Below are 15,043 nucleotides of genomic sequence, written 5' to 3'. Positions count from 1 at the left end.
AGACAATGCTCATCAGGAAAGAAAAATGGCAGGCCCAGGCCTGCCATCCACCAGGTCGGGGGCCGGGCCCCCTCCCCTCAGGTTATTCGGTTCCCGAGCCGGAAACCGGTTTGAAACTCCCGCTCACGGATGTGGGCGATCTGCACTTCCTTGCCTTCCAGCCCGATGTCTTTGAGCAGGGCAGGCGAAAGGTGCAGGTAGCTGACGCGACGCTCCAGCCGTGTGATCCTTTTTTGAACCAGGGTCTCTACGTGGCGCAGCAGGGCGAGTTCGATAGACATAATATTCTCCAGTTGAACGTGCGGTTCCCCCGGAGAGAGGTGATCACCCTGCGGGACAACCGCGGGTGATGAAAAAAGCAGGTGTTACCTGTCCCCTCCACGCGGCAAATAAAGAGCACGAGTCTTCGCGCTGCCAGAGCAGCGATCGAACGCAACGTTGAACATGGAATGTTGCATGGTCGTCTCCTTACCGTGTGAAAGTTGAACAAGTTGCCGCAGTGTAAAAAAACACCGAATTTTACGCAATATCTCTCCCACCCATATGGGTGGAATGCGGCCAAAAAGAGGTTCAGTCAAATCCCTGACAACAGCCGGAACTCCTCCAGTGCATAGGTATCCGTCATGCCGCTCACATAATCGAGCAGCAGCCGCACCCGGTAGTACCACTCCTGCTCGCTCTCCTTTTCGAAACGGGGATCCCGGCTCGCCACCGCCAGCCGGTACGCCTTGAGGTGGCGGGCAGAGAGGCGGTGGAACAGCCGCCGGGCAAAGAAGAGCTCGCTCCCGCCGTTGCCTGCGAGCAGCCGCTCGAACTGGCTGACGGGCAGGGCCAGCAGGCAGGCGTAGGTGGAGAGCACCCCGCGCAGGGCGGCATAGCCTTCCAGCTCCAGCGCCTCCACCTCCGGGCGCATGAACACCAGCTCGCGAGCCACCCGCTTGAGGGTATCGAGTACCCGGGCTGCCGGAGCCTGACCGTGCAGCAGCGCCTGGGGATAGGTCCCGCTCAGGATCTGATCGTGCTCGGCCACATAGGTATGGGCGGCCAGCGCCACCAGATCCCGGGTCAGATGCTGGCGAAAATGGGGGAAGAACCCCCGACCGGAGGCAAGCGCCTCATCGAGCAGGTCGGCCATGTAACCGCCCTCGTCCGCCTCGCGCAGGGCTGCCAGCAGCTCGCTCTGGGTGAGGATGCGCCTGTCCACCGCATCCTCGAGATCGGCGATGCAGTAAGAGATGTCGTCCGCCGCCTCCATGATGTAGACCAGCGGATGACGGCACCCCTCGGCCAGCCCCAGGCTCTGGCCGAGGGCACGATAGAGGGGTTGTTCGCTGAAGAAGATGCCGCGCTTGCTGGTCCAGCCGTGGTGCTGACCATAGCCCTGGGGATGGTGCTGGCCCGGCAGGGGCTGCTGCGGGTATTTGCACAGCGCCGCCAGCTGCCCCAGGGTGAGGTTCAGCTCATGCAGGCTGTGCACCAGTCGCAGGCTCTGGGCATTGCCGTCAAACACCAGCAGATCCTGGCGAAGGGTTGCCCACTGGGGGCTCGGCAACTGGTCGTGGGCACGGGCGAAGAGGCCGTCCAGCTCCTGGGCAAGCCACTGACTCATCACCTGCTCGCCGAAATGGCCAAACGGCGGGTTGCCGACATCGTGCAACAGGCAGGACATCTCCACCAGATTGATGAAGGCCCCCTCGCACACCACTCCGGCTGGCAACGCCGCCAGGATGCGGCGACTGATCTGGCGACCGGTCTCCTGCACCTCCAGCGAATGGGTGAGGCGGCTGCGCACCGAGGCTTTCACATCGAGCGGGAAGACCTGGGTCTTCTGCTGCAGGCGGCGCACCGGCGCCGCCTGCACGATGCGGGTGCGGTCCTGCTCCGTCGCCTCCAGCAGGTCTTCGTCTCCCCAGGGGTGAATGCGCTCGGGGGGGATCAAACGGTCATACATGTCGTGGCTCCTTGCCTGAGGCGTCGTGTCTACGAGAGCAGCCAGCGCCGCAGGCGGGCGATGTCACCCGGGTATTCCCGGCGCAGGGTTTCAATCCAGTCTTCCACGTTCTCCCACCAGGCGGGGTGATCCGGGCTCTGGATAAGCTGGGCCGTCTGCTGCAACCGGCGCAGGCCGATGGAGCCCGCCGCCCCCTTGATCTTGTGGGCCTCCTCCACCACACCGGCCTGATCCCTGGCAATCATGTTGGAGTCGAGCACCGCCATGTAGTCCGGCATCATCTTCTCGAACAGCTCGACGCTGGAGAGCAGCACCGGCTTGCCGACCGTGCTGGCGTAATCGGTGAGGAAGGGCAGATCCAGCAGGGCATCCTGATGGTGGACATCGTCCTGCTCGTCCGCCTCGTCCCCGGCGAGATCCGCAAACAGATGGCCTATCACCTCCCGCACCGCCTTGGAGCCCAGCGGCTTGTTGATCACATCCTGCATGCCGTGATCCCGGTAGTACTGGCGATCGCCGGTGGCGTTGGCGGTGAGCGCCACCATGGGGGGCAGGCTGTCGCCGTAGCGCGCGAGCAGTTGCTCCGCCACATCGAACCCCGTCATGTCCGGCAGCTGGATGTCGAGCAGGATCAAGTCGAAATCATCCGGGTTGGCCATGGCCAGCGCTTCTGCACCATCCCGCGCCACCTTGACCTGATGGCCGAGCTTGTTCAGCAGGGCGCAGGCCACGGTCACGTTGAGCTCCACATCCTCCACCAGCAGGATGTCGAGGGAGGGCATCTCGGGCTCCGGGGCCGCGGCCCTGGGCTCGACGCAGTCCACCTCCAGCTCGGCGGTGAAGCAGGCGCCTTCGCCCGGGTCGCTGTCCACATAGAGTTGACCGCCCATGGCCTGCACCAGCTGGCGGGAGACCGCAAGACCGATGCCGGTACCGGTGGCGTGCTTCTTGCCCTGCACCTGATAGTACATGGCGAAGATCTTCTCCTGCTGGGCACGGGGAATGCCCACCCCGGTGTCTTCCACCTCGAAGTGCAGCGCCAGCTTGCCCGGTTCATCAGCGGCGTGGGCGAGACAGCGTATGGTGACGCCCCCTTCATCGGTGAACTTGACCGCATTGCCCACCAGGTTCCACAGCACCTGGCGCAGCCGGGTGCCGTCCGCCATCACGAACTGGGGCATGTCGCCGTCCCGGTCGAAGTGCAGGTAGAGCCCCTTCTGCTCCGCCTGGATGCGCGACAGCGTCTCCAGCTCGTCGAGGAAGGCGGGCAAATCCAGCGGAGCCGGCGCAATCTCCAGCCGGCGACGGTCGAGCTTGTCCAGATCGATGATGTCGTTGAAGATGTTGCCGAGCGTCACCGCGCTCAGGTGGATGGTCTTGAGCTGCTGCTGCTGTCTGGCATCGAGGGGCGTATCCATCAGCATCCGGCTCAGGCCGACGATGCCATTGAGCGGGGTGCGCAGCTCGTGGCTGATGGTGGAAATGAAGGTGGTCTTGTCCCGACTCGCCTTCTCCAGCTTGTCCTGGTACTGCTTGCGCTCGGTGATGTCGCGACCAAAGCCGAGCAAGCCGAGTCGCTTACCGAAGCGGTCGAAGAAGGGCACCTTGCGCAGCTCGAAGTAGGCCTTGCGGCCATCGGGATACTCCAGCCACTGCTCATAGGTGAGCGGCTCGTTCTGGGCGAAGACCTGCTTGTCGGTCTCCACCACCTTGCTGGCGATGTCGTGCTTGTAGACATCGAACGGGGTCAGGCCGATGAGTTCCGCTTCCACCTTGCCGGTGAGCTCCTCCATGGCGCGGTTGCAACCGGAGAACTGCTCGTCCTCGTTGCGGTAATAGACCAGATCGGGGGAGCAGTCGATGAAGGAGCGCAAGAGGGCGGTACGCTCCCCCAGATGCAGCTGGGCCTTCTCCCGCTGGAACACTTCGTTCTCGAGATCCTCGATGGCTTGCTGGCGCAGGGTCTCGGCCCGGTTGGTCTCGGCGATCTGGGCGTTGAGGCGGCTGATGTTCTCCTGCAACTGGCTGTTGAGCTCGAGATCCCGCTCGCGCATGTCTTGCAACTTGCGCACCATCCGGGTCAGCCGTTGGCGGGAGTCCTCCAGCTGGTCCACCACGATGGAGAGAAAATAGACGGCCCAGGGGGTCACCAGCAGGCCGAAGAAGACAGAGCGCACCAGGTCGACGATGTCCACGGTGCCGCGCAAAAACAGGGTCACCCCCATCTGGATCGACACGGCCAGCACTATGATGGCGGTGGCCAGGAACATGCTGAAGCGCACCAGTCCCAGCTTGGTCATCAGGTCGACGTAATATTGCGCCCAGGATTTGATCTGCTTCATCTCGTTGTTTTCTCCCCTTTTCTTGCGCAAACAGGATACCAGTACGGCGCCATGAACTCTTGTCCGTCGCGTATTCAATTATTGATTAACGTCACACTCCGGCTGGGGTAGCATGCCAGCCATGCCTCAGTCAGCACCGGTTCCACCGGAATACCGGGGCGCACTGTCCCCCTTCTCATTCGTTATGTCAGGAGCATACCCGATGCGAAATCATGTTCTGTTGAGCCTTGGCCTGCTGGTCGCCACCACCGCCCACGCCGATCTGGGGGAGATCCCCCGCCAGACCGGCTGGTCCGGTTTTCTGCTGGGCGGAGTCAATGCCGGCAGCCACAAGTCCAACTTCTATGCCGGTGACGACAGCAACAGCCGTATCGATGATCTGGGCTCCCCCGGCCGCGAAAGCGGTCTGAGCCCGCTGCTCAATGCCGATATCCGCTACACCTTCGCCGATACCCGCACCCAGGTCTTCCTCGGCAACCTCATCCAGGACGCGGTGCGCTTCGACTTTACCCAGCAACTCGGTCTGCGCCAGGAGATGGGTGACAAGGGTATCGTCGCCACCTCCCTGGTGTTCAACCTCATGCCGGTGGAAGTGTGGAGCGATCCCTTCGCCACCGGCGTGGACCGCAGCGCCACCGATCTCACCTCGAAAGGGGTGCGCTTTGCCTGGGACAAGATCTGGGGCAGCAACGTCTACGCCACCCTGACCAGCCGGGAAGTGGAGCTCGACGAGGAGCGCAGCGGCCAGCAATATGACCTGACCCACGGCACCCACTACGCCTCCATGCTGAGCCGCAACGGCAAGGTCCACGACCTGGCTGTCTCCTACCAGTACCACTTCGGCGGCGACCAGCTGCTGGAGCCCGCCTTCCTCTACAAGGAGGCCCGCCTGGACGGGAGTGCGGAGAGCTTCAAGAATACCGGTCTGCAGCTGACCTATGCCAAGCGCGCCTCCCAGTGGTCCATCGTGAGCAACCTCTACGCCGGCAAGCGCAAGTATGACGAGGCGAATCCCCTGTTCGGCCAGCGCGCCGATGCCAGCGAGTTCGCCCTCAATGGCACCTTCTTCTGGCACAACCTGTTCGGCATCAAACCCCTTGCCGCCACCTTCACCGCGGCCTACTCCAGCGCCGACTCCGACATCGACTTCTACGATGCCGAGGCGCTTCGCTTCAGTACCGGGCTGCTTTACAACTTCTGACCCGCCCCAAGCAAGGAGGCCACCCCCGGGGTGGCCTCTTCATTTGCACAACCCTCGACCATCAGATGCCGAGGGAATCCAGCAGATCGTCGTGCTCGTTGCTCGCCGGCGCGGCCGCCGGTGCCGGTTTGGCTGACTGCTTGGCCTGGGCGATCAGCTCGTCGGGATCCACCTCCTCCTGCACGCCGCCATCATGGATCCGGATAAACTCCGTCTTGTCCATGGCCAGCTCCAGATAGAAGATGTTGTTGCTGGCGGTGAAGAAGGTCACCCGGCGGGTCTCGGGATTGTCGAGGTTGGTGTCGACGCTCAGCATCACCTGCTTGTTGAGCGCCAGCATCTTGGGCTGGTTCTGGGTGATGTGGGTCTGCAGCTCGCGCCCCACCTTGGTGGTGAAGCTGCCGACGATCTGGTTCATCAGCTCGCCCATGACGTTGCTCACCTCGTCCGAGGTGTGGGAGATGGCAAGATCCTCCTTGGAGAGCCCCATACTCAGCATGTAGCTCTGGTAGAGCTCCATGGCCGCGGCGGCGGAGAAGTTGATCACCACCAGCCCGGAGAAGCCGCCGTCAAACAGCACGAAACAGCCGATGTCAGGCTTGAGGCAGGTCTTGCTGATCCGCTGCACCATGCCGGAGAAGCGCACCTGGGTCTGGGTCGCCGCACTCAATACGCTCGTCACCGAATTGCACAGGCTCAGCAGTACGTCCTCTGTGGTCAATACGGCATCATCCTCGGATCTTGTCACTATCATGGAACCTTCCTGCTGATCGAAATAATGGGGCTGTCACTCGTGTCGCCCATGTCACCATGCACCGGCGCGATACGCTAACAGATTGCGTGATCCCGGTGCCCAAAGCGCGAGCCACCTCTCACTTGACTGGATTATCAGTCAGAAATGGCTGAAATCCATCCAGGGTAGCCAGACGGGTTTGCCAACTGGCAGCCGCCCCTTGCAAGGCCTGCTCCTCATAGGTAATGGCGGGACAGGCACCCCAGATGGGACCGGGCCAGGCCGCATCCGAGCTGAAGCGGGCCACGTGGTGCAGGTGCAGCTGAGGCACCAGATTGCCGAGGGCCGCCACGTTGATCTTGTCCGGGCCGAGTGCCCGCTCCATCAGGGTGGCGACGGCGCAGGACTCCTGCATCAACTGCTGTTGCTGCTCGGGGGCCAGATGATGGATCTCCCGCAGGTTGGCGACCCGGGGCACCAGAATCAGCCAGGGATACTGGCTGTCTTTGGCCAGCAGGACGCGGCACAGGGGCAGATCCCCGAGTATCCGGGTATCCGCCTGAAGGCGGGGGTGCAATTCAAACATGGGGGCCTCGCTGATCAACATGGGCACATCGGGAATCAAAGATGTGCCCACGTTACTGCAACGGGGAGCAAACTTAAAGGCGCGGCACGGCCCAACCGATGAAGCGCTTGCGAAGCGCGGGGTCCGCCTGCAGGAAAAGCTGTTGCAACTGCCCTTCCAGGGCGCTGGTCGGCACGGAGGAGGCCCGGGGCGTCGCCACGGCGGCCGCAGCCACATCCGCCGCACCAGCGAGCACGGCAGGCCCCTCGCCACGGTTGTACTCCATCAGCCTGGCATGCCAGTCCATGCCGATCTGCATCCCCTGCACCATCAGCGTATCCTGGCGCAGCTCGAGGGGCTGTCCCCCCGCCACCAGGCCCAGGACAGGGGCCCTGGCGTAGCGTTCCATCCCGGCCTCGTCCGCAGGCACGGGAGCCTGCAGGCGCACCGACTGCCCGCGGGCCTCATAGCGAAGCACCTGGGGCTCGGAGCGAACCTGGCGATCGTTGTCGCTGCTGTTGCGACTCGGGATCACCCCCTCGTAGCGCACCAGCAGTTGCTGCTCCCCGTCGGCCAGCACGGCGTGCTGCTCGTCCTGCACCTTGCCGGTGCTCACCGCCAGGATCTGGAAATCCCGGGGCACCTCGACCCTGACCTCGGCCTGCACACCGCCGCAGCACAGCAGCGCAACCCCTGCCCAACCCTGATGACGCTTCATTCCCTGACTCTCCTTTCGCGATGAAGGGCGCAGGGTAGCAGCCCCAGATGACAGAAAAATAACGGGATGCAGGCTCACCCCAGCAGATAATGGGGCCGCTCGGCAAACCACTGGGCCAGCACCTGCTTGAACAGCCGGATCTTGCGCGGCACCCGGCGCTGCTGGGCGTGCAGTACATGGATCGGGTGCAGGCCGGTCTGCCACTCCGTCAGCACGGCCACCAGCTCCCCTCGGGCCAGACTGGCCTCCACCAGCATCAGTGGACACTTGGCAAAGCCCATGCCCGCCCGGGCCAGTTGCAGCAGGGTGCTGTAGTGGTTGGCCCGCACTCGCCCCTGCACCAGGATGTGCGCCTCCTCCTCCCCCTGGCGAAAGTGCCACTGCTCCCAGTCCGGGTTGTGGCCCTGCAGCAGGCAGGAGCGCCCCCCCAGCTCATAGGGAGTGGCGGGGATCCCCTCCCGCGCCAGCAGGGCGGGGCTTGCCACCACCACATCCTTGAGCCTACCGAGCGGCAGGGCCACCAGGTTGTCGGGGATCAGCTCCATGGCCCGCAGAGCGATGTCATTCTCCCCCTGGCTCATGTCGATCATGGCATTGGTGAAGTTGAGCTCGACCTGGACGCCGGGGCAGAGCTCGGCAAAACGGGCGAGCAGCTCGCTCACCATGCGGTCCCCCGTGCTGACCGGGCAGGTGAAGCGCAGGCGGCCGCTGTCCTCCTCGGTCAGGGCGCGGATCCCCTCCTCCGCCTCCCGGGCCAGGGCGAAGATCTCACCGGCCTGCTGGTGAAGCACCCGCCCCGCCTCGGTCAGGCTGAGTCTGCGGGTCGTGCGCTGGAGCAGCTGGGCATTGAGGGCGGACTCCAGGGCGCTGACATGGCGACTCAGCATCCCCTTGCTCACCCCCAGGGCATCGGCAGCGGCGGAGAAACTGCCCCGCTGCACCACTTCATAGAAACTGGCCAGGTGAGTGATATCCATCATTAGCACCAATATGGAAACAATGGGTTCATCATAAGCGCTTTTTCTCCCTTTTTATCCCGCTATCATCAACTCATCTCAACCAGGAGCGATAGATATGAAGATTGTGATTGTGGGTGCCTCCGGCACCATTGGCGCCGCCGTCAGCGAACTGCTTGCCCAGGATCACCAGGTGATCCGGGTCGGTCACAGCAAGGGGGATGCCAGAGTGGACATGCGCGACCCCGCCTCCATCAGGGCGCTCTTCGAGCAGGTCGGATCCTTCGATGCCCTGGTGGTCGCCAGCGGCAGCGTCGCCTTCAATGCCCTGACCGAGATGACGGACGAGCAGTGGCAGGTGGGGCTTCAGAGCAAGCTGATGGGCCAGATCAACCTGACCCGGGCCGCCATTGCCCACCTGAGCGACCGTGGCTCCATCACCCTCATCAGCGGCATTCTGAGCGAGGAGCCCATCCACTGGGGGGTGAGCGCCACCACCATCAACGGTGCCATCGAGCACTTCGTGAAAGGGGCCGCCTGCGAACTGCCAAGGGGCATTCGCATCAACGTGGTGAGCCCCACCGTGCTGGAAGAGTCCATGGGCAAGTATGCCGACTTCTTCCCGGGCTTCGTGCCGGTACCCGCCGCCCGGGTGGCCCAGGCCTACAAGAAATCGGTACTGGGGGTACAGACCGGTCAGATCTTCCGGGTCAATGGCTGAGCGCTCCGGACAACCCAATGAAAACGGGCCCCGTCATGGGGCCCGTTTTGTCATCTGCGTTGCAAGCGCCTCGCCTGCCACCGGCAAACGTTTGTGCACCTGCGGCAAAAAAAGCGGTCGGCCTCAGTCGATCAGGCCGTATTGCTCCCGCAGTACCTCGATGATCTCCTGCTTCGGATTGGCACTGCGTACCAGCGGCTGACCGATGATCTTCTCGGCGATCCCCACATAGGTGCGGGAGATATCCATCATCACCTCGGTGGGCAGCTTGTTATCCCGGGCCAGGGCGAAGCGCTCGGGCATGCGGTTCTTGTTGAGCAGGATGTCCGGATCCGGGAAGTGGTTCAGCAGCCACTGGCGGAAGCCCTCTTTGGACTTCTCGATGATCTCGCCGCCGCGAAGGGCTGCGCCGTCCCAGATGCGGGAGCTGTCGGGGGTGCCCACTTCATCCATGTAGATGAGCTTCTCGCGACCGGCGGCATCGGTCACGTAACCGAACTCGAACTTGGTGTCGACGAAGACCTGATCCAGGGCAGCCAGTGCCTCGCTGATGACGTTGAAGCCCTCTTTGAGCAGCGCCTCGTAGCGGTCGATGTCCGCCGGGGAGCGGAAGCCGAAGGCCTGATGGTGGCGCTCGATGTCGCCGCGGGAGACGTTGACGTCGTCCGCTTCCGGCACGCCATCCAGCCCCTTGAGGATCCCCTTGGTGGACGGGGTGATGAGGATCTCGGGCAGCTTCTGATCCTTCTTGAGCCCTTCCGGCAGGGTGATACCGCAGAATTCCCGCTCACCATCCTTGTAGGCACGCCACATGGAGCCGGTGATGTACTGGCGGGCAATGGCCTCGATCATCACGGGACGGGCTTTTTGCACGATCCAGACGAAGGGGTGCGGGATGTCCAGGATGTGGCTGTCCGCCAGCCCCTGCTCCTTGAACAGCTTGAACCAGTGGCTGGAGATGGCATTGAGCGCCGCGCCCTTGCCCGGCACGCCGTTCAGACCGTCCACCCCTTGCCAGATGCAGTCGAAAGCCGAGATGCGATCACTGATCACCATGAGGGCCAGGGGCGTATCGGCCGGCACATCATAGCCTTTCTCCCGAATGAGCCGGGCACTGTCTGCCGGGGTCAACCAGTAGACGCTGCGCACTTTGCCGGAATGGACAGGTTTATCGGTACGGATCGGCAAATCGTCGTTCACCGCCAATACTTGATCTGCAAGACTCATGGCTAATAACACTTCCTGTTGTGGGACTAGTTAGGCAGGGGCACCAGACCCCTGTCTGTGGGGGATTCACATCATCAGGTACTCAGGCCCGGGGCAACCGGCTCGGCACGCTGGCCCTGCGGCAACCCGGACATAACAAAACAGGGGCGCGAGGCCCCTGTTTCCATGCTTACTTCGCCCCCTGATCGGCCAAGCCCTTGGCAAAGGCCTCGGACAGGCTGATGTACATCTGGGAGATGACACCGGATGCGACAGGCTTCTTGTCCTTGTCGAACAGGGTGATGGAGGTCTTGCCGCCCGTCATCTCGCCGAGCTGGAAGCGATACTTGTCTTCCTCGAGCTTGAAGGGCTCCGCTCCCTTGGCCTTCCAGAACTCGCTGTCCGGCTCGTCGTACTCCACGTCGATCCAGCCCAGGGACTGCTGGGTGTCCTTGATGGTGAAACCATAGGCAGGCAGCACCTGATTGAGGCGGCGCCACACCTGGTCAAACGACCCTTCGGCAATCCAGGCGCTCAGCTCGTTGTTGTCCAGACCCAGCTCCAGCCCCATGCCATCGCTGGACTTGTGCTGTTCACGGGCCTTGAGCTGCTTGTCGTAATAGAGGGAGAACTGGTTCAGGGCGCGGGTAGCATAACGCTGGGCATCCGCCGGCGTCAGCACAGTGCTGGTCTCGCCGTCGATGGTCTCTTCGTGATCCAGCACCCGTACCGACATCTTGATGGCGTGACGCTGCACATCGTTGCGCAGGGTGAACTGGTAACGCTGACGGATCTTGAAGTCATCGTCATCTTCCGCCCAGCCATCGAGCACCGCTGAGTTGTCAAACCAGCCGGTCTGCAAGACGCCGTCCTGTTGATCCAGCTTCTCGGTGGTGACCTTGTGTTCGGCCAGGAAGTTCATCAGGAAGGCCCAGGTATCGCGCTCCACGCTCTGGGAGGTGCTGAGGGCATAGAAGGCGACGGTTGGCTCGCTGGCATTGGCCACCACCTGGCTGCCGGGCACCACGGTGAGCAACTGGGCGGGCGGACGCACGTCCACCTTGGCCCCGAGGGCGCCCTCACGGCTGCTCTCGGGCAGGGCCGGAATGTCGAAATTGCTGTTAAAGGCGGGGGTACTCAACCCGGCGGGCACAAGGAAGGCGCGGCCTTCGAGGCGGCTCTCTTCATACTCGAAGCCACGGTTGGCCATTTTGCGTTCCTGGGGTGAGCTGCAGGCAGCCAGCACGGCCACCGTCGCGACACTCAGTACCAGGCGCACTGCATTTCCCTTTCCATTTGCTTTAAACACTCGCCATCAACTCCGCAGTCGTCAGTGCTCGCGTCATCGCCGCTTCCCCCTCGGGGGTGAGATCGGTCAGGGGCAGACGCAAGGTCGCCGTCGCCATCAATCCCAGCCGGGCACAGGCCCATTTCACCGGGATGGGACTCGGTTCACAGAACAGAGTCTGATGCAACGGCATCAATCGATTGTTGATGTCATGAGCCTGCCCGGCATCACCGGCCAGGGCAGCACGACACATGTCGGCCATCTGGGGCGCCGCAATATTGGTGGTGACCGAAATGACACCATCGCCCCCTTGCAGCATAAAATCACATCCGCTGGCGTCATCGCCACTATAAAGCGCAAAATCCGGCCCGCACAGTTCGCGCAGCAGCGGGGTACGGCCAAGATCGCCAGTCGCTTCTTTCAAACCTATGATGCCGGGCACCTTGGCCAGACGGGCCACCGTCTCGGGTTTGAGGTCACAGCAGGTGCGACCGGGCACATTATAGAGAATTTGAGGCAGACCACTAGCCTCGGCGATCGCACAATAGTGACGATAGAGGCCTTCCTGGGTGGGTTTGTTGTAATAGGGGGTAACCGAGAGACCCGCCACCACGCCCATGGTGGCGAAACGCCGGGAGAGGGCGATGGCATGAGCAGTATTGTTGGAGCCGCAGCCCGCGATGACGGGAATGCGTCCGGCGGCGTATTCCACCGTCTTCTCAACCACGGCGATATGTTCCTGCTCGCTCAGGGTGACCGACTCTCCCGTGGTTCCCACGGCGACGATGGCGCTGGTCCCGGCATCCACATGATATTCCACCAGCGCTGCCAGACTGACCCAATCGATGTCGCCCGAGGGCAGCATGGGGGTAACGAGCGCAACAATACTACCGCGTAACATGGATAATTCTCCCGATTTTCAGGGGCGTAATGGTAAAGCTGCCCCTTTTGAAAAACAAGGGAGGCACGGGACAAGCCGTGTTACCATCCGGCACAAAACGTATGAATGCACGAGCGCACAAGAGGCCTCCCGGCAGGGTGCCGGCACCCGCGGTCAACGCATTCTCAATAATGGACGAGAGACGATTTATGACTCACTACCTGGTCGTAACGGCCATCGGCACGGACAGGCCTGGCATCGTCAATGAGGTGACCCGTCACGTCAGTGGCTGCGGTTGCAACATTGTCGACAGCCGTCTTGGCATCTTCGGCAACGAATTCACCTTCATCATGCTGCTGTCCGGTGACTGGAACAGCCTGATGCAACTGGAAATCAGCCTCCCACTGCGCAGCCAGGAGTGGGATCTCATCACCATGATGAAACGCACCGAGCGCCACCACTCCCTGCAATATGACATCAGCGCCAGCGCAGAGGTGCTGATCCGGGATCAGCCGGGCATCGTAAGTCAGTGCACCCAGTTCTTCAGCGATCACGGCTGGGACATCCAGGCCATGCAGACCATCACCCTGGAACAGCAGCCCTTCAACCTGCTCAAGGCGAACTTTCAGTTGAATCTCTCCAAGCAGGGAGAAGAGCCTGGCTCGAAGACAGCCTTCGCCGATTTCTGTCGTGGACTGGGTGCCGAGTCGTTCGAATTCATCGTCAATCACAAGTACGCCTGACGGCGTTTATCCGAGGAGACCCCATGTCACCACTAGAAGCTGGTACCCAGGCCCCCGATTTCTCCCTCTCCGATCAGGACGGCAATCAGGTTCGCCTCGCCGACCTGCGCGGCAAGAAGGTGCTGATCTATTTCTACCCCAAGGCGATGACCCCGGGTTGCACCACCCAGGCCTGCGGTCTGCGCGACGTCAATAGCGAGCTGGCTGCCCTCAATGTGGTGGTGCTCGGCATCAGCCCGGACAGCGCCAAGCGCCTGAAAAAGTTCGAGGAGCGCGACAACCTCAACTTCCGCCTGCTGGCCGATGAGGATCACGCGGTGGCCGATGCCTTTGGCGTCTGGGGCCCGAAGAAGTTCATGGGTAAGGAGTATGACGGCATCCATCGCCTGAGTTTCCTCATCGATGAAGAGGGCAAGGTTGCCCATCGCTTCGACAAGTTCAAGACCAGCGATCACCATCAGGTGGTGCTCGACCTCGTCAAGGGGTAAGCCACCAGCGGCATTGTTGCAGGGCTCGCCATGGCGGGCCCTGCTCGTTTCATCACGGCATCAGCCCCCACTCTCTGGCGGCTCACCAGGGCGCCTCCTCCCCCTTTCTCGCCAACCTCCCCTCTCAGATCAAAAAATTCATCCTGGATATGGGTTAACGTGACCCCAGATTCATTTTCCAGCGAGACAGCCCATGAACATGAGCCACACCGAACGCCTGATCCTGAGCAACCAGTACGAGATCCTGGCCAAACTCAATCCGGAAAAGGCGGCGTTTTACCAGCGTGCCAGCACCATCGTCGAGCGCGGCTACTGCCTGCAGATCCTCGAGCTGGAGAAGAGCTTCGGCCATCTGGATCTCGCCACCTGCCAGGAGGTGCTGGACACCCTGGAGCTGCACCATGCACTGGCCATCTCCTGGGGCAACCTGGATGCCAGCGCCCGGGCCGATGTCAACGAGAGCCGCCTTGCCTTCAACGGCTACAGCCGCAGCCAGGAGCGGGAACTGGCGGATTACGTCTGCTTCCTGCTGGAAGTGGACAAGCGCTTCCCCGAACTGCCCTGCCCCTGCGATGAGCTCTCCAGCGACATCGCCATGCGGGACAAGTACCAGCGCATGCTGGCGGTCTGGCGTCAGTGCCCCCGTCAGTACAAGCTCTCCATCCAGGAGATCAGCAAGGTGCTGGCCGCCTGAATGTGAAAAAAGGCGCCTGAGGGCGCCTTTGTCGTCAGTCTGACTCCGGAAAGTCATTCGTAGAGGAAGGATTTGTCCAGCTGCTTGAAGGCGGCGTTGAGGGTATCGGCCAGCTCTTCGTAGCGGGGACGGGCCACCAGCTGACGCTGGCCCCCTTGCTCGTTCATCTTGCCGTTTATCTCCCGATACCAGGTGGCGAGGGAGGGTGGCAGCCGGGTATCGGCACGCTGGCCGAGCCAGTAGTACCCTTGCAGCGGCAGGCTGAGCAGGAAGAGCACGGACGCCATCACGGAGGGCCAGTAATGAAGCTCGCCAAACTGGAACTGCACCATGACGCTGAGCACCGCCAGTGCCGGGATCACCTTGAGGGCGAATTCGGTGGCCTTGATCACCCGATTCTCCGGGAACATGGAATTAAGCTCGGGACGGCGCGGCCAAAGAGTCATATAATGACGGCCTTGCTGTAATTTAGTTCCAAAAATGTTCATGCTCATGCTACCTCCGAGCTCTTTTCGAACGCATTAACGGCAAAACCTCGACAATATTTGAGAGGCAAT

Annotated in this window: 16 protein-coding genes; 5 read left to right on the top strand and 11 right to left on the bottom strand. The window is 62.2% G+C overall.

Features of this window, described 5'->3' with window-relative positions:
• Window positions 1–77: 77 nt before the first annotated feature.
• The 3 genes from AB5Y93_RS05160 to arcB form a co-directional block, all read right to left on the bottom strand.
• Complete coding sequence (locus AB5Y93_RS05160) at window positions 78–281, bottom strand: hypothetical protein (RefSeq protein ID WP_041211124.1); 204 nt, start codon at window positions 279–281, stop codon at window positions 78–80.
• Window positions 282–574: 293 nt separating this feature from the next.
• Window positions 575–1,951 (bottom strand): dGTPase, encoded by a 1,377-nt coding sequence (gene dgt / locus AB5Y93_RS05155; protein ID WP_368228904.1) that lies wholly within the window; start codon window positions 1,949–1,951, stop codon window positions 575–577.
• Between the two features lie 29 nt (window positions 1,952–1,980).
• Window positions 1,981–4,293, bottom strand: a complete 2,313-nt coding sequence (gene arcB, locus AB5Y93_RS05150) for an aerobic respiration two-component sensor histidine kinase ArcB (RefSeq protein WP_069784566.1) — start codon at window positions 4,291–4,293, stop codon at window positions 1,981–1,983.
• Between the two features lie 202 nt (window positions 4,294–4,495).
• On the opposite strand from arcB, the gene AB5Y93_RS05145 reads away from it, so the two are divergent.
• The gene (locus AB5Y93_RS05145; protein WP_368228903.1) at window positions 4,496–5,494 is read left to right on the top strand and encodes a DUF2860 family protein; all 999 of its coding nucleotides are present in this window, start codon (window positions 4,496–4,498) and stop codon (window positions 5,492–5,494) included.
• A 61-nt stretch (window positions 5,495–5,555) separates the two neighbouring features.
• Here AB5Y93_RS05145 and AB5Y93_RS05140 read toward each other — a convergent pair whose 3' ends face one another.
• From AB5Y93_RS05140 to AB5Y93_RS05125, 4 genes are all read right to left on the bottom strand, one after another.
• A complete protein-coding gene (locus AB5Y93_RS05140) occupies window positions 5,556–6,248 on the bottom strand; it encodes a DUF3334 family protein (RefSeq protein WP_029313837.1) in 693 nt (230 codons plus the stop codon).
• Between the two features lie 118 nt (window positions 6,249–6,366).
• A complete protein-coding gene (locus AB5Y93_RS05135; protein ID WP_201888585.1) occupies window positions 6,367–6,813 on the bottom strand; it encodes an HIT domain-containing protein in 447 nt (148 codons plus the stop codon).
• Window positions 6,814–6,886: 73 nt separating this feature from the next.
• Window positions 6,887–7,510, bottom strand: a complete 624-nt coding sequence (locus AB5Y93_RS05130) for a DUF2057 domain-containing protein (protein ID WP_368228902.1) — start codon at window positions 7,508–7,510, stop codon at window positions 6,887–6,889.
• Window positions 7,511–7,584: 74 nt separating this feature from the next.
• A complete protein-coding gene (locus tag AB5Y93_RS05125) occupies window positions 7,585–8,487 on the bottom strand; it encodes a LysR family transcriptional regulator (RefSeq protein ID WP_042016837.1) in 903 nt (300 codons plus the stop codon).
• A gap of 97 nt (window positions 8,488–8,584) precedes the next feature.
• Here AB5Y93_RS05125 and AB5Y93_RS05120 point away from each other — a divergent pair, with 97 nt between their 5' ends.
• Window positions 8,585–9,187, top strand: a complete 603-nt coding sequence (locus tag AB5Y93_RS05120) for a short chain dehydrogenase (protein ID WP_368228901.1) — start codon at window positions 8,585–8,587, stop codon at window positions 9,185–9,187.
• Window positions 9,188–9,310: 123 nt separating this feature from the next.
• Here AB5Y93_RS05120 and AB5Y93_RS05115 read toward each other — a convergent pair whose 3' ends face one another.
• The 3 genes from AB5Y93_RS05115 to dapA all read right to left on the bottom strand — a co-directional run bounded on the left by AB5Y93_RS05115 (window position 9,311) and on the right by dapA (window position 12,582).
• Window positions 9,311–10,414 (bottom strand): phosphoribosylaminoimidazolesuccinocarboxamide synthase, encoded by a 1,104-nt coding sequence (locus AB5Y93_RS05115; protein ID WP_039040947.1) that lies wholly within the window; start codon window positions 10,412–10,414, stop codon window positions 9,311–9,313.
• Window positions 10,415–10,583: 169 nt separating this feature from the next.
• Window positions 10,584–11,702: an outer membrane protein assembly factor BamC gene (bamC, locus tag AB5Y93_RS05110; RefSeq protein WP_029313833.1), complete on the bottom strand. Its 1,119-nt coding sequence runs from the start codon at window positions 11,700–11,702 to the stop codon at window positions 10,584–10,586.
• On the bottom strand, window positions 11,695–12,582 hold the full coding sequence (dapA, locus tag AB5Y93_RS05105) for a 4-hydroxy-tetrahydrodipicolinate synthase (protein WP_042881197.1): 888 nt from the start codon (window positions 12,580–12,582) through the stop codon (window positions 11,695–11,697). Before dapA ends, bamC begins: the two co-directional genes overlap by 8 nt.
• Before the next feature lie 188 nt (window positions 12,583–12,770).
• Here dapA and AB5Y93_RS05100 point away from each other — a divergent pair, with 188 nt between their 5' ends.
• The 3 genes from AB5Y93_RS05100 (at window position 12,771) to AB5Y93_RS05090 (ending at window position 14,486) form a co-directional block, all read left to right on the top strand.
• Complete coding sequence (locus tag AB5Y93_RS05100; protein ID WP_010673166.1) at window positions 12,771–13,304, top strand: glycine cleavage system protein R; 534 nt, start codon at window positions 12,771–12,773, stop codon at window positions 13,302–13,304.
• Window positions 13,305–13,327: 23 nt separating this feature from the next.
• Window positions 13,328–13,792, top strand: a complete 465-nt coding sequence (gene bcp / locus AB5Y93_RS05095) for a thioredoxin-dependent thiol peroxidase (RefSeq protein ID WP_010673165.1) — start codon at window positions 13,328–13,330, stop codon at window positions 13,790–13,792.
• Between the two features lie 193 nt (window positions 13,793–13,985).
• The gene (locus AB5Y93_RS05090) at window positions 13,986–14,486 is read left to right on the top strand and encodes a YfbU family protein (RefSeq protein WP_039040945.1); all 501 of its coding nucleotides are present in this window, start codon (window positions 13,986–13,988) and stop codon (window positions 14,484–14,486) included.
• A gap of 53 nt (window positions 14,487–14,539) precedes the next feature.
• On the opposite strand, the gene yfbV is transcribed toward AB5Y93_RS05090, so the two are convergent.
• Window positions 14,540–14,980, bottom strand: a complete 441-nt coding sequence (yfbV, locus tag AB5Y93_RS05085; protein ID WP_029313829.1) for a terminus macrodomain insulation protein YfbV — start codon at window positions 14,978–14,980, stop codon at window positions 14,540–14,542.
• Window positions 14,981–15,043: the final 63 nt, after the last annotated feature.

This window comes from Aeromonas sp. R10-1, assembly GCF_040908465.1.
Lineage (GTDB): Bacteria > Pseudomonadota > Gammaproteobacteria > Enterobacterales > Aeromonadaceae > Aeromonas > Aeromonas caviae.
The sequence above is the reverse complement of the archived record's forward strand: the minus strand, read 5'-3'. Positions and strand labels throughout refer to the sequence as shown.